The sequence below is a fragment of the Flavobacterium hibernum genome (genome assembly GCF_000832125.1).
GTDB lineage: Bacteria > Bacteroidota > Bacteroidia > Flavobacteriales > Flavobacteriaceae > Flavobacterium > Flavobacterium hibernum.
In genome coordinates this window covers 19,560-45,272 of sequence record NZ_JPRK01000009.1, presented here as the reverse complement: position 1 = coordinate 45,272, position 25,713 = coordinate 19,560, and the positions used below count along the sequence as shown (strand labels likewise).

Here is a 25,713-nt window from a genome sequence, read left to right as displayed (position 1 = left end):
AATATTTGTCTTAAATTTTATTATTGTCATCTTTTTTTAGAGCAAGATCTTTTTGGGCTTTTCCAACTTCCAGAATCCAATCCTGTTTATTCGGATCATTTATAGCTAGATCATAATATTTTATTGCTTCGTCGAAATTTCCTGTTCTTCTGTCCATTTCTGCTATTAAATATTGAATGTTTGGAATAGAGGATTTGTCTTCATATTCATTTTTTTCTAATGCTAAAATCAAAAAAGATTTCGTTTTAATTTGAAGTTCTTTTCTTAGATCAATAAACTTGTCTTTATCTTTAGCTAAATAACTGCCAATTAAATAGCAATTAGAAATTTCTTTATTTGGTCTTGCTTGAAATTCCTTTATATCTCCGGCAATTTTGCATTCCATTGAATCAAACATTTTTGCATTTTTGTATTGAAGTAAAAATTGCTTCAGCTTTATTTTGTCGTCATCATTTAAGGTTTTTTTGAAGTCATCTATATATCCTGAAAAATGACATTTAGGGCAAGAATTTATGGATTCTTCATAAAAACTTCCAATAGCTCCTTTTTTCTGAAAATCTTTCAAAGAGCCAAATGTTGACATACTCATTGTTACGCAAAAATCAACTTTGGTATTATCAATTGGACAATTTACGGTTTCATTTGAACATGTGTGTGCGTTCAAAAAATTTGTTGCTATTAGAAATAAAAAGAAGTAAAATTTATGTTTCATTGTTTGCTAATTTTATTAAACTTTTACCATTACTGTTCCACTGACAATATCGTGAATGGCTCTTTTTTTATCGCTTGAGAAAATGGTAATAAAAGATAACCAACCTAATAGAAGTTTGAAAAAATACCGAATTAAAGCTTGAAAGAAATTAATAGATTGGACTTCATCGTCATTTTTTCTGACTCTGATTCCTTTTATATTATTGCCTATAGTTCCGCCAAAAGTTGTCGCAATTGGTTCGTACAAAAATAAAGCGATAAGCAAAAGTGCTCTTAACCAGTTTGGCACGTCTTTGAAATTGGATAGAACATCAGAAAAAAGAATCATGCAGGCAATTACCAGGATGGAGTCAATTAATATCGACTGAATTCTTTCGATCATAAACGGGTATTTTTCTTCCATATGTTTTTTTAACGAATATAGAAAAAAAGGAGATTCAATTTGATTTTAAATTTCTCGTAAGTAATTGTTTATTTAGACTGTAGATGTATTTTCTTCTTTTCTAGTGTTTAATTTTTTAACAATCCATGGCAATGTAAGTCCTTGACCAATAAGGGTAAAAAGTACAACGGCGACAGAAATGAATATAATAGCGTTTCTTTCCGGAAACGGACTGCCATCTTCCAGAAATCTTGGTAATCCCATGGCAATGGCAAGAGAGACAATACCACGCATTCCTGACCAACTCAAGATTATACTGTTATTGAAATCTAAAAGTGCATCTTCGCTAATTTTTCTTTTTCTTTTATTGTTTTTAAATGATTTTTGAAGGTTGATTTTCTGAAGAAATATTCTCACCATTCTAATTAATAAAGCTACAATGGTAATGATAAAAGCATATCCAATGTATGGTAATAACATGTTATCATCGATATCTTTTAATACATATCTAAAATTGAGTCCAATCAGGATAAAGATTAATCCGTTTAGTAAAAAGGTAATGATATCCCATAGGCCTCTGGAATTGTTTTTTAAGCTTTCGGGAAATAATTTTTTACTAAAACGAGCAATAGCCAATCCGGAAACAACGACCGCAATTACGCCTGAAACATGTAAATGTTCGGCAATTAAATAAGTTACAAAAGGCATTAAGAGCATAAAGCTAATAGTAACATTTGGGTTTTTCTGCACTCTTTTTAAGATAAAAGCAAGAATTTTGGACATTACAAAACCTACTAGAAAACCTCCTCCTAATAATAGAATAAATTGTAGTGTTGCTTGCCAAATTATAAATGCAGATCCCATTACGGCGGCAACAGCAAATCGATAAGCAACTAGTGCTGAGGCATCGTTTATTAAACTTTCTCCTTCGAGAATGGTAATGGTTTTTTTAGAAATGCCCAGTCCTTTGGTGATACTTACGGCAGCAACAGCATCTGTAGCAGAAAGAATTGCACCAAGCACAAAGGCAAGTGGCCATGATATATTAGGTATCATATAATGAGCCACAACGGCAATCCAAAAAGTAGTAAGGAAAACTAAAGTTACGGCTAGTGTACCAATTGTATTGATATTGGTTTTGAACTCTTTTGGCGAAATATTAAAGGAAGCGTCATATAATAATGGAGGCAGAAATAACAGAAAAATTATTTCGGGATTAATTTCGATTTCGGTCATTGTTGGAATAAATCCAATAGCAATTCCGGCAATGACAAGTAGAATAGGGTATGGGAGTTTTGCTTTGTCAGCAAAGGCAGATAATCCTATGACAATGGCGAGTATAAATATAATGATGCTGTAATTCTCCATTTTTATAATTTAAAAAAAAGCTAATGTAAGTAATTTAGTATTTAAGTAAAAGTTTAGGCGATTCATTTTTGAGTCAGATAATAAGACATAGTCCTTAAAAGTGACAGCTAAAGTGTTGATATGCCACGAATGTCAGGTTTTAAAAATGTCATGTTGTCAGATAGTTTTAAATGTCTCGACAGTAAAACTGACAATTTTATTTGGTTTTTTATATTGGCATAAAGATTGACTTATGCCACCTGAGTTATTAAATTAGTATATCAAAATTAAATATATAAAAAATGGGTAAAATAATCGGAATTGACTTAGGTACGACGAACTCTTGTGTTTCTGTAATGGAAGGTAACGAAGCAGTTGTTATTCCTAACGCAGAAGGAAAAAGAACAACTCCATCTATCATCGCTTTTGTTGAAGGTGGCGAAATTAAAGTAGGTGATCCTGCAAAAAGACAAGCAGTAACGAATCCTACAAAAACGATTGCTTCTATTAAACGTTTTATGGGACACACTTTTGCTGAGACTACTAACGAAGCAAAAAGAGTTTCATACAAAGTAGTAAAAGGTGACAACAATACTCCACGTGTGGATATTGATGGACGTTTATATACTGCTCAAGAATTGTCAGCAATGACTCTTCAAAAAATGAAAAAAACTGCTGAAGACTATTTAGGTCAAACTGTAACTGAAGCAGTTATTACTGTTCCTGCTTACTTTAACGATGCACAACGTCAAGCTACTAAAGAAGCTGGAGAAATTGCAGGTCTTAAAGTTATGCGTATCATCAATGAGCCTACAGCAGCAGCTTTAGCTTATGGATTAGATAAAAAAGGAACAGATCAAAAAATTGCTGTTTACGATTTAGGTGGAGGTACTTTTGATATCTCTGTTCTTGAATTAGGAGACGGTGTATTTGAAGTATTGTCTACAAACGGTGATACTCACTTAGGTGGAGATGATTTTGACCACGAAATTATTGACTGGTTAGCTAATGAATTTTTAGCTGAAGAAGGTATTGATTTACGTTTAGATCCAATGTCATTGCAACGTTTGAAAGAAGCTGCAGAGAAAGCAAAAATTGAATTGTCTTCTTCTTCAGAAACTGAAATCAACTTGCCATACGTTACAGCTACGGCTTCAGGACCTAAACACTTAGTTAAAAAATTATCTAGAGCTAAATTTGAGCAATTAACTGATTCATTAGTTAAACGTTCTATGGAGCCAGTTGCTAAAGCATTAAAAGATGCAGGTTTATCTACATCTGATATTGACGAAGTTATTCTTGTTGGAGGTTCTACTCGTATGCCAAGAATCGCTGACGAAGTTGAAAAATTCTTTGGTAAAAAAGCATCTAAAGGTGTTAACCCTGATGAAGTTGTTGCAATTGGAGCAGCTATTCAAGGTGGAGTTTTATCTGGAGATGTAAAAGATGTATTGTTACTTGACGTTACACCTTTATCTTTAGGTATCGAAACTATGGGTGGTGTATTGACTAAATTAATTGAGTCTAACACAACTATCCCAACTAAAAAATCGCAAGTATTCTCTACTGCTGCTGATTCTCAACCATCTGTTGAAATTCACGTATTGCAAGGAGAAAGAGCGATGGCTGCTGATAACAAAACTATCGGTCGTTTCCACTTAGATGGTATTCCACCAGCACCAAGAGGAGTTCCTCAAATCGAGGTTACTTTTGATATCGATGCTAATGGTATCATCAAAGTTTCTGCAACTGACAAAGGAACTGGAAAATCTCACGATATCCGTATCGAAGCTTCTTCTGGTTTAACAGCTGAAGAAATCGAAAAAATGAAAAAAGATGCTGAAGCTAACGCTGACGCTGACAAAATAGCAAAAGAAAGAGCTGAGAAATTAAACGAAGCTGACAGCATGATTTTCCAAACAGAAAGTCAATTGAAAGAGCTAGGAAGCAAATTAGCTGACGATCACAAAGTTGCTGTTGAGTACGCTTTAACTGAATTGAGAATGGCTCACCAATCTCAAGACATTCCAGCTATTCAAACTGCTCTTGACAACATCAATGCAGCTTGGAAAACAGCTACAGAAGCTATGTATGCTCAAGGTGAACAAGGTCAACAAGCAGCTCCACAACAAGAGCAATCGCAAGGTGACAATGTTGAAGACGTTGAATTCGAAGAAGTAAAATAATTCTTCTTTCACAATAATGAAAAACCGAGTCAGAAATGACTCGGTTTTTTTATGCTTATTACTGGCTAATTTTATTTCTTGGCAGGCTTTATAATACTAGGATAGCCCACGACTACATCTGTAATATTAGAATTGTCGTTAGATTTGAGAATAATTTGAATATTGGTTTCATCCATAACTTTAAATTTAACTTGATCGTAATCTAAAAATGTGAATGTAAGTACATCTCCTTTTTTAGCCATTATAGAAAAAGTCCCATCAAAATTAGTATATGTTGTGCTATTCTTTCTTTTATTGTTCACATTTACGCTAGGTAAAGGAAAATTTTGCTCATCGTAAACAATTCCTGTATATATTTTTAATTTTTTATTACTTGATTTAGAATCGTTAATTTGCTTATTTTCTGTTTGCTCTATTTTTATTTTACCTTGTGCTTTTGCGGTTTGATTTCCTAAACCAAGAAACGCAATCAGTGAAGCCGCTGCAACTATCCATATTGATTTTTTTTCTTTAGGAATAATCATTTCACGATCTAATTGCGATATTCTAAATCGGCCACACAGTTTTTCCTCTTTTTTAAAGGCTAAAATAATTTCCCTATCTGAAGATTTTGTAAAATCAATTACATTTTTTTGACAGCTGCTACAAAACTTACCTTTTTCTGTTGGAGACATTTCATGCCAGTTTTCGTGACAAGGTTCTGGAATTGAGATTTTTATTTTGTTCGTCATTTTATTTTATGTGGTCTAAATGTATTCTAAAACAAATTGCTGCATATAAAAGTAATGATTATTTTAAATTCCGCGACAATAGATTCCTGCCAAAATGATAATTGTCATTTCCCATTCAGATTCTTTTTCGTAATATTACTATTGTAAATATTTTTGAATGAGAAAGATAAAATACAAGAAAGGGCGAAAGCTTCAACATATAACTTTAGAGTATACAGGTTCGCATAAAGAGCACGAAACAGAGATGCAGCTTTTTGTATATGATGACGCAGATGTTATTGAATATGATAAGTTTAATGTTTTGGCTCTAAATACTTGCATTGATTATACTAAAAATAACTGGCTGAATATTCATGGCTTAAATGATATTAATTTGCTTAAAACGATTGGAGCGCATTTTAAGTTGGATGATTTTTTGTTGGCCGATATTTTAAATACAACCAAAAGAACAAAGCTGGAAGAACAGCGAGATGTTTTATTTTTTAATATAAAATCGCTTTTACCTTCTGAATACTCAGATAATATTAGTGTAGAGCAAATTAGTTTTATTTTAAAAGATGGGATATTGATTTCGTTTCAAGAAAAGAGAAGCGATTTTTTTACCCACATTCGCGAACGTCTGCGTACACACGCGGGAATCGTAAGAACTAAAAAAGTAGATTATTTACTCTATTTGTTATTAGATGCCGTAATGGAAAACTTTTATATAACGATAGAAGATGAAGAAGATAAAATAGAAGAATTGATTAATTTGACTAAAAAAGGAGCAGATCCTGTTATTTTAGAAAAGATTGAAAATCACCGCGATAATTTTAATTTTTTAAAACGTTCAATAATTCCATTGCGTGATTCCTTATATTATTTAAAAACCATTAAAGACGATGATACTTATAATGGAATTCAAAAAGAGACTTTTAGTTTTTTTATAAGATTACATCAAAAAAGTTTGGAACTTTTAGAACAAATTGATTCAGATATGAGTTCATTAGAAAGCGCATCTAACTTTTATTTTTCGGAACAAAGCCGAAAAATGAATGAAATTATGAAAACTTTGACCATTATATCGGCCATATTTATACCACTTACTTTCATTGTTGGGGTTTACGGAATGAATTTTGAAAACATGCCGGAACTTCGATATAAATATGGGTATCATAGCGTCATGATTGCCATGTTTTTCTTGGTTATTGCATTGATTATTTATTTTAAAAAACGACGTTGGTTTTAACGTTTCTTTCGATATTAAAAATTACGAGTTACAGTACATTTGTTTAGATTCAAAACAGAAATTATGAGTAAAGCAGTATATATAGCTACAAGCGATCACAATAGTGGAAAATCGATAATTACGCTCGGTTTGATGAGTATTTTGATTGGTAAAACGGCTAAAGTTGGTTATTTTAGACCTATAGTGGAGGATTTTGTTGATGGAGAATTAGATAATCATATTGAAACAGTTCTTTCCTATTTCAATCTTGATATTAAGTTTGAAGATGCATTTGCCATTACAAAAAGCAAATTAATCAAGAAAAAGAATAAAGGAAAAATAGGAGAGGTTCTGGACTTAATTATCGAGAAATATAAAAAACTCGAAGAACGTTTTGATTTTGTTTTGGTCGAGGGAACAAGCTTTACAGGCGAAGGAACTTCTATCGAATTAGATTTGAATGTTTTAATTGCCAAAAATCTTGGAATTCCAACGATTATTATAGGTTCTGGAGTTGGGAAAACTTTAGAAGAATTGGTTGATAGTCTTTATTTGGTTTACGATTCGTTTAAAGTTAAAGAAGTTGAAGTTTTATCTGTTGTTGCCAATAAAGTTCAGCTGGAGAACATAGACTTAGTTACACAAGGATTACAAAAAAGTTTACCAGCCAACGTTCTGGTTAATACAATACCGTTAATTTCAAGTTTGAATAATCCAACCATGCAGGAAATTGTCAACCAACTGGATGCAAAAGTGTTGTTTGGAAATGCTCATTTAAACAACGAAATAGGGCATTTTAGTGTAGGTGCAATGCAACTTCATAATTACTTAGTTCACTTACACGACAATGCATTGGTAATTACACCAGGTGATCGATCAGATATTATTTTAGGAGCTTTACAAGCCAATGAATCTGCAAATTATCCAACGATTTCTGGAATAATTTTAACTGGAAATATTGTTCCTGAGGAAAGCATTTTAAAGCTCATAGAAGGACTTTCTCCTGTTGTGCCTATAATTGCTGTAGATGGCGGAACTTATACGATTACAAATAAAATAGGTTCCATCAAGTCAGAAATTTACGCCAACAATACACACAAAATTGAAACCTCGATTAGTACTTTTGAAAAATATGTTGTTGTAGATGATTTATCAGAGCGATTAATCACTTTTGAGGCCGAAGGAATGACACCAAAAATGTTTCAATACAATATGGTGAAAAGAGCCAAACAACATCGTAAACACATAGTTTTGCCAGAAGGAAATGATGAGAGAATTATTATTGCCGCATCAAGACTGTTAGCTATGGATGTAGTTGATATTTCGATAATTGGAGATAAAAAACAAATCGAAAGTAAGATTACGGAATTAGGAATTACATTCGATTTTTCGAAAGTAGATATCATTAATCCTAAAGAATCTAAAAACTATGAGGATTACGCAAATACGTATTACGAACTTCGAAAGGCCAAAAATGTAACCATTACAATGGCGCGAGATTTAATGGAAGATGTTTCGTATTTTGGAACCATGATGGTATACAAAGGCCACGCTGACGGAATGGTTTCTGGTGCTGCACATACCACACAACATACTATTTTGCCTGCATTACAATTCATTAAAACAAAACCAAACTCATCTGTAGTTTCATCGGTATTTTTTATGTGTTTAGAGGATAGAGTTTCTGTTTTTGGCGATTGTGCTATTAATCCAAATCCAACAGCAGAACAATTGGCAGAAATCGCCATTTCATCGGCAGAATCAAGTTCAGCTTTCGGAATCGAACCAAAAATTGCAATGCTTTCTTATTCTTCGGGAGCTTCAGGAAAAGGAGATGAAGTTGATAAAGTAAGAGCTGCAACCGAAATTGTAAAGAAAAAACGACCTGAATTAAAAATAGAAGGTCCAATTCAGTATGATGCCGCAGTTGACCGTGCTGTAGGGAAAAGTAAAATGCCAGATTCTGAAGTGGCAGGACAAGCGAGCGTACTTATTTTTCCGGATCTAAATACCGGAAATAATACGTACAAAGCCGTACAAAGAGAAACAGGAGCATTAGCCATTGGCCCAATGTTGCAAGGTTTAAACAAGCCTGTAAACGATTTAAGCCGTGGTTGTACAGTCGATGATATTATCAATACCGTAGTAATTACAGCGATACAAGCGCAGGGACTTTAGATAATTATAAATTGTGAATTATAAATTATGAGTTTTGCGTTATGATTTATACTTTAAAAAATCCGTTTTTATCCGTGTCTTCGCGATAGTGAATCCGTTTTATCAGCGTCAAAAATTACAGCAAAAGAAACTTAAAAAATTAGCGACTTAGCGCCTTCGTGGCAAAAACAAAATAACATGAAAATATTAATTATAAATTCAGGAAGTTCATCAATTAAATATCAATTAATGGTTATGCCAACAAACGAAGTAATTTGTACTGGTATGATTGATAGAATTGGTCTTGAAACTTCAAATGTAACGTTTAAAACTTCTTCAAATTCAATCGAAGAAGCATTACCAATTCCAACCCATAAAGTAGGTTTACAAAAAGTTGCCGAATTACTTTTAGATCCTGAAAAAGGAGTAATTAAATCGACTTCAGAAATTACCGCAGTTGGTCATCGTGTGGTGCATGGCGGAAGTTATTTTTCGAATACTACAGTTATTACAACTGAAGTTAAAGAAAAAATAAAAGAGCTTGCAGAGTTAGCTCCATTACACAATCCTGCGCATTTAGTTGGAATAAATGTTGCTGAGGAAATTTTCTCAGGCGCAAAGCAAGTTGCTGTTTTTGATACCGCTTTTCATCAAACAATTCCTGTTGAAGCTTATAAATATGCAATTCCAAATTATCTATTAACAGAAAATAAAGTTCGTGTTTATGGTTTTCATGGAACAAGCCACAAATATGTATCTGAAAAAGCGATTGATTATTTAGAAAAAAGTTCTAAAATAATTACAATTCACTTAGGAAATGGTTGCAGTATGGCAGCTATTAAGGACGGAAAATGTATTGATACCACAATGGGTTTTTCGCCGGCAAATGGCTTAATAATGGGAACGCGTGCGGGAGATATCGATCAATCGGTGATTTTTTATATGATTAAGAATCTTGGATATTCGGCAGATGAAGTAAATTCAATTTTATTGAAACAAAGCGGAATGTTAGGACTTACAGGTTATAGTGATTTACGCGACATTGAATCAGAAGCCGAAAAAGGAAACAAAGATTGTCAATTGGCTCTAATAATGAATGCTTACAGAATTAAAAAATATATTGGTTCATATTCTGCTGCCTTAAATGGTTTGGATGCGATTGTTTTTACAGCAGGAATTGGCGAAAATTCATCATATATACGCAACCTGGTTTGTACGGATATGGACTTTTTTGGAATTGAGTTAGATCAGGAAAAAAATCAAATTCGATCAAAAGAAATTAGAGAAATTAATGCCTCAAATTCAAGAGCAAAAGTTTTGGTTGTACCAACAGATGAAGAGTATGAAATTGCCAATCAAGTATATCAATTGCTGGAGAATTAATTGATTTTTTATCCCTTAAATTACTTCAAATGATCATTATAGCATTAGTATTATTTTTGGTTTTTGCAGCACTTTCAGTAATTCATTTTTATTGGGCTTTTGGAGGTAAATGGGCAAGTCGAGCAGTTGTGCCAACAAATAGTTATGGAGAACCGCTTTTTATTCCAAGAGTAATTTCGACCCTTATTGTTGCTATTGGTTTAATGTGTTTTGGTCTTTCTTATTTAATAAAATATGGATTTATAGGGATAAGTTTGCCTGAATGGTTTGATAAATACGGATTTTGGATCATAATTTTTATATTTATCCTAAGAGCTATTGGAGATTTTAACTATGTTGGGTTTTTTAAAAAACACAGAAACTCGGAATTTGCTTTAAAGGATACCAAATATTATTCTCCTTTATGTTTGCTAATTGGAGTATTGACATTATTGGTTGTGTTTTGTAATTAAAAATTAAGTTCTATAGATCTATAAAAAAGCTCCTCAATCGAGGAGCTTTTTTATGTTTTTAAATATTTGTCTGTATCTTTGACTATAAATCCGAATATTTTGAAATCGATACTTTTAAAAGCACTTTTCTTCTTTTTCATTGCTTCTCAAATACAAGCACAAGAATTACTTCCTTTCGTAGAAAATTATAATAAATCAGATTACCAGGGCGACAATCAAATTTGGAATGTCGTTCAGGGAAAAGATGATGCCATGTATTTTGCCAATAATCACTATTTGTTGAGATATGATGGTGTCATGTGGGAAAAATATGCATTGCCAAATAAAACTATTATTCGATCGATTATGATCGAAGGCGATAAGATTTATAGCGGCTCTTATAAAGAATTTGGATATTGGTACAGAAAAGAGGGAAAGATGCATTATGTGTCGATAACCAAAAATCTACGTTTGTTTGATGAAAAAGACAATGAAGAAATTTGGAAAATATTCAAGTTTAACGGATCTATATATTTTCAATCCTTTAATGATGTTTTTATTTATAATGGAAAACACATTCAAAAAATTAAATTTCCGTTTTTAATCTCCTATTGTTTCGTTGTCGACAATAATGTTTATGTTGCTTCGGTTGAGAAAGGGCTTTTTAAAATGTCAGGTTCAAGAATTGCAAACCCAAAAGGCTGGAATGTTCTAAAAAAGACTGTTGTTCATGCCATTGAAAAATACGAAGGCAAGAATTACATTTTCAGTCAGAAGAGAGGGATTTTTATTGTCGAAAAAGAGGGTTTAAGGGCTTGGAATAATCCATTAAATGAAATCCTTAAAGCTGCTACTATTAACGTTGCTAAATTTACTAAGGATCATAAACTGGTAATTGGTACAGGAAATAAAGGCGTTTTTATTTATGATTTTACAACTGATACTTATAAAAACATTGACAGGAACAATGTGTTAATGAATAACTCGGTTCTAAGTATTGGTTTTGACAAAGAAAATGATTTGTGGTTAGGATTAGACAACGGTATTACGCATGTAGAGATAAATTCTCCAATATCTTTTTTTTACGATAATTCCGGTATTCTAGGTTCCGTTTATTCTGTTGCAGCTATTGATAAAGGGTATTTAATAGCTTCAAATCACGGTATTTTTGAGTTCGTTTCGGGTAAGTTTAATATGTTGCCAAATACTCAGGGACAAGCGTGGAATATTAGTAAAATTGGTACTAAATATATTATTGGTCATAATGATGGAACATTTTGTTATGAAAATGGAGCACTAACTAAAATCAATAATATAAGCGGAGGATGGAATCTGTCTAAGAGTATCATCAATAACACCTATTTTCAATCGACTTATAGTGGAGTATTAGTTTATGATGATATTACGAAATTAACTCAAAACAAAATTATTGGTGATCTTTCTAAACCAATTAAATATGTTGCTCAGAATAAAAAGAATGAAATTTGGGCAGCAGATAATTATCGCGGATTATATCGTGTAGTATACGATGATAATTATAAAACCAAAAAAGTCGAGAATATTACGCAGCAAAGTAAAATTAAAAACGATTTTGGAGTTAAGATTTTCGAATTCAGAAATGAAATCCTCTTTCTAATCAATAATTTGTGGTATACCTACAATTCGATCACAAATACGCTTGTTGAAAATGAATTGTTTAATTCAAATTTTAAAAACATAACCGATGTTGTTTCTATAGATGAAGATCATTTTGTGGTGCTTCAAGACGGAATTTTATATCATATTTATGCCAAGGGAAATAAGTTTATATGGAACATCATTCAGGAGAAATATTATAAAGGAACATTAATCAATGATAATTTAAGAATTTTTAAAACTGATAATCACTATTTATTAAATCTAGACGATGGATTTATTTCGCTTCAACGAAAGTATGAGAACAAACAAAATTCGAATGCTAGAATAGAGGCTTTTAATGAAGGAAATTTGGTTCTTAACGATACTAAAATTAAATATAATACTGAGTTAAAAGTAAATGTAATATCTGGAATTTATGGAGCTAGTAGACCGAATTTGTTTTATAAGCTTGATAAAAGTAAAGAGTATACGCAGATTTCAAATGGTCAAATAATATTAAACAACTTAAGTAGCGGTTATCATTCTGTAGTAGTCTACAAGCATGATGGTGCTAGTTATGAGAAAGTTTCAGATTTTGAATTTAAAGTTTCAGAACCTTGGTATTTCTCGTTTTGGATGATTTTACTATATCTATTGATAATAGGAGCAGTGTTATTTTTCTATTATAAATGGAATAAGTTTCGCTATACACAAAAATTAAAACTACAAGCCGAAGAATTAAAACATCAGCGTGAGATTCTTGAAATGGAATTAAAAGCAGAAAACGAACTAAACTCGCAAGAATATGAAAAACATATTCTAGAATTAGAATTACAAACAAAATCATCTGAAGTTGCGGGTAAATCTCTTTCGATTGCAAAGCAAAGCGAGATGATCGATAATATTCAAAGTATTTTAGATTCTGAAAAAGATTTTAATAAGCTAAAAAGCGAAATTAGAAAAGCAATTAAAATAAACGAAGTGAATAAACATGAATGGGAGATTTTTGAAACGAATCTAAATCAAATTCACAACGAGTTTATTATTAATCTTTCTAAAAAGTTCCCACATCTAACTCCAAAAGATGTAAAACTGTGTGTTTATCTTAAAATGAATCTTTCATCGAAGGAAATTGCTCCTATGATGAACATCTCATTTAGGGGTGTAGAATTACATAGATATCGCTTAAGAAAGAAACTTAACCTCTCTCAAGAAGAAAATCTCTCAAAATTTTTATTAAGTCTGTAAGATTGGTATTAGATTTTTAAAGATATTATATTTTTACACTTCTTTTTTTATATAATTCTAATACATCATTACTACATCATAACGTTATGTTAATGAAATAAAATTAACATTTAGGTTGTTGTAAACCAATAGTTTGCGATAGTATTTTAACATAATGATGTAGCTATGTTGTAGTGCTATTTGATGTACTACAACGTTGTAATTGTTTAATTTGGCTCTACTAACTTAAACGATTACAAACTGTATGAAAAATTTTATTTTTAGCTTTTTAGCGCTTTTGCTATTGCCGGCTTACATGTCTGGACAAGCAATTAAAGGAAAAATAGTAGACAGTAGTGGAATGGGAATTCCTGGAGCAATTATTTCTGCTGCAAATTCTAAAGCTTCTGCTGATGCTGATTTTGACGGAAATTTTACTATTAACGCCAAAGAGGGTGAGACTTTAAAAGTCTCAATGTTGGGTTTTGAAGCTGTTTCTGTAACAGCGACAACCGCACCAATGACAATTACATTAAAAGAAGCAGGTGATACTGTTTTAAAAGATGTTGTAGTAATTGGATACGGAACAAGAAAGAAAATTGATAATACTTCAGCAATTACTTCTATTAAAGCTGAAGAAATTACAAAAACAAAAGTACTGAACGCATCACAGGCAATTCAGGGTAAAGCGGCTGGTGTTCAAGTGATTTCATCTGATTTACCAGGAAGCACACCTTCTGTTGTTATTAGAGGTTTAGGTACAGCATTAGGAGGAAGATCTCCTCTGTATATTGTTGACGGAATGCCAACGGAGAATATCAATAATATCAATACAAATGATATTACTTCGTATGAGATTCTTAAAGATGCTTCATCTTTAGCAATTTACGGTACAAGAGCTGCTAACGGAGTTATCATTATTACTACTAAAAAAGGTAAAGGTGATAAAGTATCTGTAGAAATCGAAAGTTTTGCCGGTTTTAGAACTCCTCTAAAAAAGGTTAAAATGGCAGATTCAAACCAATATGCAGCATATACAAATGCAGCTTTGGGTACAAATACATTTGCTGCAAATCAACCAATTAATACAAATTGGCTTGACGAAATTACAAGAACAGGTTCATACACTCAAAACAATATTTCTATTTCTGGAGCTTCAGAAAATATTAAATATTTTTTCAGTGTTGGAAACTACGAAGAGCAAGCTATCCTAAATGGCTTAAATTATGGTCGTACAACTTTTAGAAACAACAACGAATTTAAAATTTCTAAAAAAGTTACTTTAACTCAAAATTTAAGTTTTACATCGGCTAATTCAGCTCCAAAGCCATTATCAGCTTTTACAAATGCTTACAAACAATCTCCTTTAGTTCCGGTACGTTTTTCTGACGGACAATATGGTGTACCACGTGTTAATGCAGCTGGTGTTGCAAATCAAATTGGATCAGCATTTAATAATGTTGGTAACCCGGTAGCTCAATTAGATTTTTATAATGAGCAACAAAGAAGTATAACATTACAAGGTGGTTTAAAATTAGACTACGAAATCATTAAAGGATTAAAGTTTACTTCTCAATTTAATGGAGAATACTATTCTTGGAAACAATACAATTATGAGGATAAACAAGGTATCTGGATGGCTGCAAATCCAAACACAACAGCTGCTGATTATGTAGATTCTCATAAAGCAGATCCTGTAAATTTATTGACTAGAGGTAGAGAGCAGTATTTTAACTGGAACTTATCGAACTATTTTACTTACAATAAAGTTTTTGGTGGTATTCATGATCTTGAATTAACTGCCGGTATGGAGGCTTCTGTAAAAGGACCAAGAGAAACGTTAACTATTGCAAGAAAAAATGTTAGTACAAATTCTAACTACTGGTCTTTATATAATGCAAAAGACTCACATGGAGTAGAATATGTAGGTGATATTACAAGTGTATATGATGTAACATATAACGAAAGCAGATTAGCATCTTATTTTGGTCGTTTCCAATACAAATTAATGGACAGATATTTAGTAACTGGAACTCTTAGACGTGATGGATCTTCAAATTTTGCTAAAGATTACCGTTGGGGAACTTTCCCATCTGTAGGTCTTGGATGGATTATGACAAAAGAAAGTTTCTTATCTGATATTAAAGGTGTTGATTTAATCAAATTAAGAGGTAGCTGGGGTAAATTAGGTAACCAAAACGTGCCTTTAAACAGTCAAGCATATGCTTCAGGATTAGATGGATACTTAGGAGGTTCAATTTTATATCCTGGTACAACAATTAACTCACAAATTGACCCAAGTTTATCATGGGAAACTACAGAACAAACTTCTGTTGGTCTTGATTTCGAGTTATTAAACAGCAGATTAAAAGGATCGGTTGATTATTATGACAAAAATACAAGTAACGTAATTTTAAATACAAAACCTTATATGTCTTCAGGATTGACAATTGCAACTCCTGCACACGTTGGTGAAGTATCAAACAAAGGTTACGAGCTTTCTTTACGTTGGGATGATAAAATTTCTGATAATTTAAGTTACTGGGTTGGTGGAAACTTTTCTCAAAACACAAATAAATTATCTGCTTTAAAAGATTTTGATATTTCGCCAGTAATTGGAGGTAACTTAGGAAATGGTCAAGATACTAAAATGCTTAACAAAACTTCTGTAGGGCAACCATTAGGTAGTTTTTATTTATACGAGTATGCTGGAATAGACGCTGCAAGTGGTAAAATGTTGTATTACAATGCTGCTGGAGAAAAAGTAGTTCAAACTGCTTTAGATGCTACTAAAGATAAAAAGTATGTTGGTTCAATTTTACCAAAAACTAATTATGGTGTAACCTTAGGATTAAACTACAAAAACATTGATTTCTCTGTAGACGGATATGGAACAGGTGGAGCTAAAGTTTATAACGGTAAAAAAGCACAACGTTTCTCTGGTGAGAATGTTGAGGCATCTTTAACAAACAATTTCTGGACTCCTGGTAATGCTAATGCTGCAAATCCTAAACCATTTAATGAAGTGCCTTACGCATCTACATACTATTTAGAATCGGGAGATTTCTTTAGAATCAATAACATTACTGTAGGATACAAACTTCCTTTAAACGAAACAAGTTTTATTAACTACTGTAGAATCTATGTAAATGCAATTAACCCATTTATTACTCAAAAATTCTCTGGATTTTCTCCTGAGTTAAATGGTGATGGTAATCCTTACGGAACTCAAGGAATTGAGCTTGATGCTTATCCTACTTTAAGATCTTTCGTTGTTGGTGCTAATTTAAAATTTTAATATTATGAAAAAGATATATATATCAATGTTTGCTTTGTCGGCATTGTTTTTTACCGCTTGTCAGGAAGACTTTTTAGATGTTAATCCAACACAAGCAATACCAACTACAGATGTTGAATTGTATAATACTGACAATGGAGCAAAAACATTTGTAACTTCAATTTATGCTAAGTTTCTTGATTGGGACATGAGTTCATTTGGTTGGATTGGTTTAGCAAGTATTACTTCTGATGATGCTGATAAAGGTTCATCACCTGGAGATGGAGGTACAGATAAAGACGTTTTAGATGCATTAAGCTATAACTCATCAAACCCATCTGCAGAAAGTACTTTTATTGCACAATACGATGGTATCAACAGATGTAATCAGGCTTTAGCCATTATCCCAAAATTAGATAAAGCTGATCCAGCTTTAAGAGAAAGATTAATGGGAGAAGCTAAATTTTTAAGAGCTTTCATGTATTTTACTTTAGTAAAATGTTACGGAGGAGTTCCAATTGTAGATCGTTTGCAAAATCCAACTTCTGAGGAAGATAAAAAAATGTTGCTTACTCGTAAACCAGTTGCTGAAGTATATGCTTTTATCGAGAAAGATTTAGCAGATGCAATTGCTGTTTTACCATTAAAATCAGCTTATTCAGCTGATGAAAAAGAGAGAGCTTCAAAAGGTGCTGCTTATGCTTTATTAGCTAAAGTAAGTTTGTACCAAAAGAAATGGCAACAAGTAGTTGACAACTGTAATTTGATTACAGGATATTCATTAAACCCAAGCTATGCTAAAATGTTTAGATTAGAAGGTGAAAATGATATTGAATCTATGTTCGAAATTAACGGACATGGTGCCGTACCAACTAAAGGAATTCAAGGATACTCTAACGTTCAAGGTGCTCGTGGTGCTGGTGGATGGGGATGGGGATTCAATACTCCATCACTAAGTTTACTTAACGCTTATGAAGCTGGTGATGTTAGAAAAGATGCTACTATTATTTTCAGAAACACAACTTTATACGATGGTAGAGTAGTTCCTGCAACAGTAGAAAACCCAATGTATAACTTCAAAGCTTATTCTTCATCATTTACTGATGCATGGGAAACTGATGCAAACATCAAATATTTAAGATACGGAGAAGTAAAATTAATGAAAGCAGAAGCTCTTAACGAATTAGGACAAACTTCAAATGCTATTCCATTATTAAATGAAATCAGACACAGAGCTGGTTTAGGAGATACTCCTGCAACTTCTCAGGCTGCTGTAAGAACTGCAATCTGGAAAGAAAGAAGAGTAGAATTAGCTTTCGAATTTGACAGATTCTTTGATTTAGTTAGAACAGGTCAAGCCAAAGCCGCTTTTGCAGCTGATAAAAGTGAATTTTTCCCTAACGGAAGAACCTTTACAGAAGGTAAAAATGAATTGTTCCCAATTCCGGCAACATTCATAATACAAGCCAACGGTATGTCTCAACAAAACCCTGGATATTAATTTATAATACTAAAATCACTCCTTTCGCATGAAAGGAGTGATTTTTAATAATTGCTTAAAATTTTTTATAATGGTTAGAATTTCAGTTTTATTATTAGTTTTTACATTTTTTGGTTGCGGATCAAATGCAGATAAATCAAAAAAAAATGAAGTAGAAAATGCAGTTGCTGTAAAATTAACAGATGAACAACTTTTAGCTACAGTTCAAAAACAAACCTTTAAATACTTCTGGGATTATGCTGAACCAAATTCAGGATTAGCCAGAGAACGTTATCATCCAGATGGAAATTACCCAGAAAATGATGCTAACATTGTTACAACAGGAGGTTCAGGTTTTGGATTAATGGCAATAGTTTCTGGAATTTCTCAAGGATATATTACCAAAAAAGAAGGAGTTGAAAGACTAAACAAAATCGCCGATTTTTTAGGCAAAGCAGATCGTTTTCACGGAGCATGGTCGCACTGGATCGATGGAAATACAGGAAAAGTAAAGCCTTTTGGAACCAAGGATAATGGTGGAGACTTAGTCGAAACTTCATTTTTGGTTGCGGGAATGATTACAGTTCGTGAATATCTTAAAGATGGTTCTGAAAATGAAAAAGCTGTAGCTCAAAAATATGACGCACTTTGGAAAGGAGTAGACTGGCAATGGTATACCAACAATAAAAATGTATTGTATTGGCATTGGTCACCTTCATATGCGTGGCAAATGAATTTCCCGTTAGAAGGGTATAATGAATGTTTAATTACATACGTTTTGGCAGCATCGTCACCAACACATACAATAGACCCAAAAGTTTATCATGAAGGATGGGCGAGAAGTGGCGGAATAGTTTCGGCTAAAACAAAATACAATATTCCACTTATTTTAAAACACAACGGAGCAGAAGAATTTGGTGGACCATTATTCTGGGCACACTATTCTTATGTAGGACTTGATCCAAATCAATTAACAGATAAATACGCCAATTATTGGGATTTAAATGTAAATCAGACCAAAATCAATTATGAGTATTGTGTACAAAATCCTAAAAAAGGATATAGCGCAGATTATTGGGGATTAACAGCCTCTTATTCTAGAAATCCTGATGGATCAATAGGATACAATGCGCACATGCCAAGTAACGATCAAGGTGTAGTTTCTCCAACAGCGGCAATTAGTTCTATCGTGTATACTCCAAAAGAATCAATGGCTTTAATTAGAAATTTATATGACAACCATAATAAAGAAACATGGGGCGAAGCAGGTTTTTATGATGCTTTAAGCTTACCAAATAACTGGGTTGCAAAACGCTATTTAGCGATTGATCAAGGGCCAGAAGTAGTTATGATCGAAAACTATCGTACAGGTTTATTATGGAAATTGTTTATGAATGCTCCAGAAGTAAAACAAGGTTTAGGAAAACTGGGTTTCAAATCTGGAAAATACGGAATCTAAAATGAAGCTGAAACTAGCATCTATAATGGTATTGTTTTCAGTATTAGGTTTTGCACAAACCGAAATTACAGGAACAATAAAAACAGTAGTAGTTGTAAAAAACGAATTGGGTTACGTATTACATCGCCCGGCCAATCTAAAAGAGAAAAAGCCATTAATAGTTTTTATTTCCGGTGACGGAGAAAAGGGAACCGACCTTGAAAAAGTAAAAATTCACGGCCCTTTAAAATATTTAAAAACGCATGAATTAGACGCTTACGTTTTGGCACCTCAATGTAAAGAAGATGAAAATTGGAATATTGAGTCCATTAACGAGTTGATTTTAAAAATTCAGAAAGAGAACAAAATAGATGTCAACAGAATATATGTTACAGGTCTAAGTTCTGGCGGTTGGGCAGCATGGAATTTAGCGCTATCATATCCAGATAAATTCGCTGCAATAGTGCCAATTTCAGGTTTTGTCGATCTAATTGAGTTAGAAAGTGCCTGTAAAATTGCAAATATTCCAACTCGAATCTTTCACGGATTATTAGATGATGTAGTAAAAGTAGATTATGCTATAAGCATTTACAAAGAGTTAAAAAAGTGCAATGCTCCAGACGTGCAACTGACCATTTTTGATGATGCAGGTCACGACAGCTGGACAAGAGTTTATGACAATCCTGAAATTTATGACTGGATGTTTAAACAGATTAAAACGAATACAAACAAATAAATATATTAGAATGAAAAACAAATTAGTCTTACTATTTTTAGGCTGTGCTGTTTTGGGTTACGCTCAAAAAAAGAACACTAAAAATACAGTAAAAATTAAACCAAGGTCAGAGTTTGTAGCTGAACTATTGTCAAAAATGACATTAGACGAAAAATTAGGTCAGCTTAATTTACCAACTTCTGGAGATATTACAACAGGACAAGCAAACAGTTCTGACGTGGCTAAAAAAATTGCTGAAGGTAAAGTTGGAGGATTATTCAATATAAAATCTGTTCAAAAAATTAAAGAAGTACAAAGAATTGCAGTCGAAGAAAGTCGATTGAAAATTCCGTTGATTTTTGGTATGGATGTAATTCACGGTTACGAAACAACATTCCCAATTCCGCTAGGATTATCTTGTACTTGGGATATGGGCTTAATCGAAAGAAGTGCGCAAATTGCAGCACAAGAAGCGAGTGCAGATGGTATCAACTGGACATTCTCGCCAATGGTAGATGTTTCTCGTGACCCACGTTGGGGAAGAGTTTCTGAAGGTTCAGGAGAAGATCCTTACTTAGGAAGCCGTATTGCAACTGCAATGGTAAACGGTTACCAACAACACGATCTTTCAAAAAATAATTCGATCATGGCATGTGTAAAACACTTCGCTTTATATGGTGCGCCAGAAGGTGGTCGTGATTACAATACAGTTGACATGAGTCATATCAGAATGTTCAACGATTATTTCCCTCCTTACAAAGCAGCAGTTGATGCCGGTGTAGGTTCAGTTATGGCTTCTTTTAACGAAGTTGACGGAATTCCTGCAACAGGAAACAAATGGTTAATGACTGATGTTTTAAGAAAACAATGGGGTTTTAAAGGTTTTGTAGTAACAGATTTTACTGGAATTCCTGAAATGATCGAGCACGGTATGGGAGACTTACAAGCAGTATCTGCTCAGTCTTTAAATGCAGGTGTAGAAATGGATATGGTTGGAGAAGGTTTCTTAACAACTTTGAAAAAATCTTTAGACGAGAAAAAAGTTACAATGGCAACAATCGACAACGCTGTTAAACTTATTCTTGAAGCAAAATACGATTTAGGATTGTTCCAGGATCCGTACAAATATTGCGATGTTAACAGAGCAAAAACAGAAATCTTTACAGCAAGCAGCAGAAAAGAAGCACGATCAATATCTGCACAATCTTTGGTTTTATTAAAAAATCAAAACCAAGTATTACCTCTTAAAAAATCTGGAACAATTGCTTTAATCGGGCCATTGGCAGATGCTAAAGAAAACATGCCAGGAACTTGGAGTGTAGCTACAAAAATGGAAAATGCTATTTCATTATTAGCAGGAATCAAAGAAGTAGCAGGAAAATCTACAAAAGTTTTATATGCAAAAGGAAGTAATTTAGATTACGACGAAACTTTTGAAACTAATGCTACAATGTTTGGAAAAACATTAAACCGTGACGGTCGTTCTAAAGAAGAATTATTAGCAGAAGCTTTAAAAGTTGCTAATCAATCTGATGTAATTGTTGCTGCACTTGGAGAATCTGCAGAAATGAGTGGAGAATCTAGTAGCCGTACTAATTTAGAAATTCCACAAGCACAAAAAGATTTATTAAATGCATTATTAAAAACAGGAAAACCAGTAGTTTTAGTTTTATTTGATGGTCGTCCGTTAGTAATAAAAGAAGAAAACGAAACAGTTCCGGCAATTTTAAATGTATGGTTCGCAGGTTCAGAAGCAGGTTACGCTATTGCTGATGTATTATTTGGAGATGTTAACCCTTCAGGAAAACTAACATCAACATTCCCAAGAAGCGTTGGACAATTGCCAATTTATTACGCACACAAAAATACAGGAAGACCACTTTCTAACACAGAAGGTAAATTCGAAAAATTCAGATCTAATTATATCGACGAAAGAAACGAACCATTATTCCCATTTGGTTACGGATTAAGTTATGCATCATTTGAGTATTCAAACGTGAAAATTTCATCTGATAAAATGAATCCTGCAGGAAAACTAAAAGTAACAGTAGACGTTGCAAATACAGGAAACTATGACGGAAAAGAAACTGTTCAATTGTACATTAGAGATTTAGTTGGTTCAGTAACAAGACCAGTTAGAGAATTGAAAAATTTTCAAAAAATTACACTTAAAAAAGGAGAGAAACAAACCGTGACTTTTGATATCACAGTTGAAGATCTAAAATTTTATAATTCTGATTTACAATTTGTAGCAGAACCTGGGCAGTTTGATGTTTTCGTTGGAGGAAATTCAAATGCAGATAAGAAAGTTAGTTTTGAGTTAACTAAATAGTTGGTTTATTTATTATTGATTGGCCCTTCGTAGTTAGTTCGGAGGGCTTTTTTTAGCTTTAAAACTTCTGTTTTGTAAGTAAATTCAATCTTTAAAATTAAAGAAATATAAATCTTAATTTCTATAAAATGAATACAATTAAAATATTTTATGCATCTGTTTTTGTGATTGCTATAACTGTTTTCTCTTCTTGTAGCTCAAAAAAGAATGCTATAGTAGCGCATCGTGGAGCCTGGAAAAAGAACAACCTTCCCGAAAACTCAATAGCTTCACTTCGACATGCGATCGATTTAAAATTGGCAGGTTCAGAATTTGACGTTTGGCGAACTGCAGATGATTCGCTTGTAATTAATCATGATGCACATTATAATAAATTGCTAATCGAAAAAACAAATTACGAAGATCTAATAAAGTTTAAACTTTCAAACGGCGAGAAGCTCCCCACTTTACACGAGTATATTACCGAAGGCAAAAAGAATAATAAACACACCATTTTAGTTTGTGAAATTAAACCATCTGAAATTAGTAAAGAAAGAGGAAGAGAAACTGCATTGAAAGCAGTTGAAACAATCAAAAAACTTAAAGCTGATAAAATAACTTCATACATCAGTTTTGATTATGAAATTTTGAAACAAATTCGAGAAGTTGATCCCATAACTACTTTACAATATCTGGAAGGAAATAAATCTCCCGCAGCAGTAAAATCAGATAAAATTACTGGAGTTGATTTTCATTATTCCGTTTTTCAAAAACATCCTGAATGGATCAAAGAAGCAAAAGACAATCATATTACTTTAAATGTATGGACTGTAAATGATGCTGAAGTTATGGATTGGATAATCAAAAACAAATTTGATTACATAACGACCAATGAACCAGAATTATTAAATCAAAGAATTAAAAACACAAAATAAAAATGAGAAATCCCTATCTAATTTCGTTTTTGTTGCTTTTTACAGGATTCAGTTCCAATACATTTGCGCAAAAAAATACCATTCCCGGAAAAACGGAGTGGTTCGATCCAAACAAACCACAATCAACATATTGTAATCCAATAAATATAGGATACAATTACACAACACACAATCACAACGGAATTCCTGAGTCGCGTCGTTCAAGCGCAGATCCGGTAATTATTACCTACAAAGGAGAATATTATTTATTTGCTACCAATCAGGCAGGTTTCTTTTGGAGTAAAGACATGTCAGACTGGAAATTCGTTTACGGAAGTTTTCAACGACAACCGGGCGATGACGATCAATGTGCACCAGCGGCTTGGGTTGTAAATGATACATTGTTTTATGTGGGGTCTACTTGGAAAAAAGATCATCCGGTTTGGAAAACTGCTGATCCAAAATCAGGACGTTGGTTACGACATGTAGATAAAGCAATGTTGCCAACGTGGGATCCTGCTATTTTTCAGGATGATGATAAAAAAGTATATATGTATTACGGTTCAAGCGGAAAATTACCTCTAGTAGGAACCGAAGTAGATTATAAAACGTGGTTGCCAGTAGGAAATCAGGCAGATTATGCAAAACTTTATGCAGCAACCGAAGTAGAAGATATTCAGCGTCCGTACGGGCAAATAAAAGAAGTGGTAGGCCTAGATCCTAAAAATCACGGATGGGAACGCTTTGGGCCTAATAATGACATGGAACCTGCTCCTTGGGGAGATTTTATCGAAGGCGCTTGGATGACCAAACACAACGGAAAATATTATATGCAATACGGAGCACCAGCAACCGAGTTTAAAGGTTACGCAAATGGTGTTCATGTAGGAAATAGTCCTTTAGGACCATTTACATATCAAAAACACAATCCAATGTCATATAAACCGGGAGGTTTTGTAATTGGAGCGGGACACGGAAATACTTTTGCAGATAATTTTGGTAATTACTGGAATACCGGAACATGCAAAATTTCTATAAAAGACCGTTTTGAGCGTCGTATAGATATGTTTCCTGCAGGATTTGATAAAGACGATGTAATGTATTCTATTACCTCTTATGGAGATTTTCCAATAGTGCTTCCAACAGGCGAACGCGATCAAACAAAAGGTGCTTCTTCCGGTTGGATGTTGCTTTCGTATAAAAAACCGGTAACCGTTTCTTCTTTTGAAGATTGCATGGAAGTTCAGACACACAGAGTAGATACTGGAGGAAAAAAAGTATTCGAAAAGTTTTGTTATGGAGCGAATAATTTAACCGATGAAGACATTCAAACCTATTGGTCTGCAAAAACAGCTAATCCGGGCGAGTGGTTGCAACTAGATTTAGGTCGAAAAATGCAAATAAATGCGTTACAAATCAATTATGCAGATCATAAAGCGACACAATACAACAAAGCAATGGATATTTATTATCAGTACAAAATCTATATGTCTGATGATGCGGTAAACTGGACTTTAGTTATTGATAAATCGAATAATGATAAAGACGTTCCTCATGATTATGTGGAGTTAACGAAGCCAATTAATGCGCGTTATGTAAAAATGGAAAACATTCATAATGCATCTGGTTTATTTGCCATTTCAGATTTCAGAGTTTTTGGAAACGGATTACTAGAAAAACCAAAAGGAGTTTCAGAATTTAAAGTAAACAGAAACGCTAAAGATTCGCGTAATGCTATGATTTCTTGGAAAAAACAAGCCGATGCAATTGGATATAATATTTATTACGGAATTACTCCGGATAAATTATACAATAGCATTATGGTTTATGGCGAAAACTCATACGACTTTAGAGGTTTGGACAAAGGCACAAAGTATTATTTTACGATTGAAGCTTTTAATGAAAACGGAATTGGAGTTAAAAACAAATTGATCGAAGTGAAATAAAGAAAAACTCTTTGGCTACTCAACATTACGATTCTTTTCAACGGATTTTAATCCATCCTTAGTTTTTTTCAAGAATAAAAATGTAAAGTCAGTGTGACACTTATGTTTAAAACCTGAAAACCCACTAATATTCAAATGAAAAATTTGGTGTTAGTGGGTTTTTATTTTTTTTGAAAACCAGTGCTAAAAAATCAAGTAGCTATAAATAATTTTGTTTCTTTGTTTAACTTTGAATTTATTGAGAAATTAACGG

At 33.0% G+C, this 25,713-nt stretch carries 17 protein-coding genes; 13 read left to right on the top strand and 4 right to left on the bottom strand.

The window, feature by feature from the left end:
• Positions 1-10 precede the first annotated feature (10 nt).
• From IW18_RS11430 to IW18_RS11420, 3 genes are all read right to left on the bottom strand, one after another.
• The gene (locus IW18_RS11430; RefSeq protein ID WP_041517821.1) at positions 11-712 is read right to left on the bottom strand and encodes a DUF2225 domain-containing protein; all 702 of its coding nucleotides are present in this window, start codon (positions 710-712) and stop codon (positions 11-13) included.
• Between the two features lie 15 nt (positions 713-727).
• Entirely contained in the window at positions 728-1,114 is a 387-nt protein-coding gene (locus tag IW18_RS11425; protein ID WP_041517819.1) for an RDD family protein, read from the bottom strand.
• 72 nt (positions 1,115-1,186) lie between these two features.
• The gene (locus tag IW18_RS11420) at positions 1,187-2,461 is read right to left on the bottom strand and encodes a Na+/H+ antiporter (protein WP_041517818.1); all 1,275 of its coding nucleotides are present in this window, start codon (positions 2,459-2,461) and stop codon (positions 1,187-1,189) included.
• A gap of 281 nt (positions 2,462-2,742) precedes the next feature.
• Here IW18_RS11420 and dnaK point away from each other — a divergent pair, with 281 nt between their 5' ends.
• Positions 2,743-4,626, top strand: coding sequence for a molecular chaperone DnaK (dnaK, locus tag IW18_RS11415; RefSeq protein WP_041517816.1), 1,884 nt, complete (start codon positions 2,743-2,745; stop codon positions 4,624-4,626).
• 71 nt (positions 4,627-4,697) lie between these two features.
• Here dnaK and IW18_RS22685 read toward each other — a convergent pair whose 3' ends face one another.
• A complete protein-coding gene (locus IW18_RS22685) occupies positions 4,698-5,300 on the bottom strand; it encodes a carboxypeptidase-like regulatory domain-containing protein (protein ID WP_160113228.1) in 603 nt (200 codons plus the stop codon).
• A gap of 214 nt (positions 5,301-5,514) precedes the next feature.
• Here IW18_RS22685 and corA point away from each other — a divergent pair, with 214 nt between their 5' ends.
• From corA to IW18_RS11350, 12 genes are all read left to right on the top strand, one after another.
• Positions 5,515-6,585: a magnesium/cobalt transporter CorA gene (gene corA, locus IW18_RS11405; RefSeq protein ID WP_041517814.1), complete on the top strand. Its 1,071-nt coding sequence runs from the start codon at positions 5,515-5,517 to the stop codon at positions 6,583-6,585.
• 63 nt (positions 6,586-6,648) lie between these two features.
• Entirely contained in the window at positions 6,649-8,742 is a 2,094-nt protein-coding gene (pta, locus tag IW18_RS11400; RefSeq protein WP_041517812.1) for a phosphate acetyltransferase, read from the top strand.
• 177 nt (positions 8,743-8,919) lie between these two features.
• Positions 8,920-10,104: an acetate/propionate family kinase gene (locus IW18_RS11395; RefSeq protein WP_041517810.1), complete on the top strand. Its 1,185-nt coding sequence runs from the start codon at positions 8,920-8,922 to the stop codon at positions 10,102-10,104.
• Between the two features lie 29 nt (positions 10,105-10,133).
• The gene (locus IW18_RS11390; protein WP_041517809.1) at positions 10,134-10,556 is read left to right on the top strand and encodes a DUF3995 domain-containing protein; all 423 of its coding nucleotides are present in this window, start codon (positions 10,134-10,136) and stop codon (positions 10,554-10,556) included.
• 99 nt (positions 10,557-10,655) lie between these two features.
• On the top strand, positions 10,656-13,400 hold the full coding sequence (locus IW18_RS11385; RefSeq protein WP_041518079.1) for a helix-turn-helix and ligand-binding sensor domain-containing protein: 2,745 nt from the start codon (positions 10,656-10,658) through the stop codon (positions 13,398-13,400).
• A 244-nt stretch (positions 13,401-13,644) separates the two neighbouring features.
• Positions 13,645-16,677 carry a SusC/RagA family TonB-linked outer membrane protein gene (locus tag IW18_RS11380; protein WP_041517808.1) on the top strand — a complete coding sequence of 1,011 codons (3,033 nt, stop codon included), beginning with the start codon at positions 13,645-13,647 and terminating at the stop codon, positions 16,675-16,677.
• Positions 16,678-16,681: 4 nt separating this feature from the next.
• Complete coding sequence (locus IW18_RS11375; protein ID WP_052480143.1) at positions 16,682-18,157, top strand: RagB/SusD family nutrient uptake outer membrane protein; 1,476 nt, start codon at positions 16,682-16,684, stop codon at positions 18,155-18,157.
• Positions 18,158-18,227: 70 nt separating this feature from the next.
• Complete coding sequence (locus IW18_RS11370; protein WP_041518078.1) at positions 18,228-19,595, top strand: glucoamylase family protein; 1,368 nt, start codon at positions 18,228-18,230, stop codon at positions 19,593-19,595.
• Between the two features lies 1 nt (position 19,596).
• The gene (locus tag IW18_RS11365) at positions 19,597-20,310 is read left to right on the top strand and encodes a carboxylesterase family protein (protein ID WP_041517804.1); all 714 of its coding nucleotides are present in this window, start codon (positions 19,597-19,599) and stop codon (positions 20,308-20,310) included.
• A gap of 10 nt (positions 20,311-20,320) precedes the next feature.
• Positions 20,321-22,621, top strand: coding sequence for a beta-glucosidase BglX (gene bglX, locus IW18_RS11360; protein ID WP_041518076.1), 2,301 nt, complete (start codon positions 20,321-20,323; stop codon positions 22,619-22,621).
• Positions 22,622-22,749: 128 nt separating this feature from the next.
• The gene (locus IW18_RS11355; protein WP_041517803.1) at positions 22,750-23,535 is read left to right on the top strand and encodes a glycerophosphodiester phosphodiesterase family protein; all 786 of its coding nucleotides are present in this window, start codon (positions 22,750-22,752) and stop codon (positions 23,533-23,535) included.
• Between the two features lie 2 nt (positions 23,536-23,537).
• On the top strand, positions 23,538-25,460 hold the full coding sequence (locus IW18_RS11350) for a discoidin domain-containing protein (protein ID WP_041517802.1): 1,923 nt from the start codon (positions 23,538-23,540) through the stop codon (positions 25,458-25,460).
• The last annotated feature ends 253 nt before the right edge of the window (positions 25,461-25,713 follow it).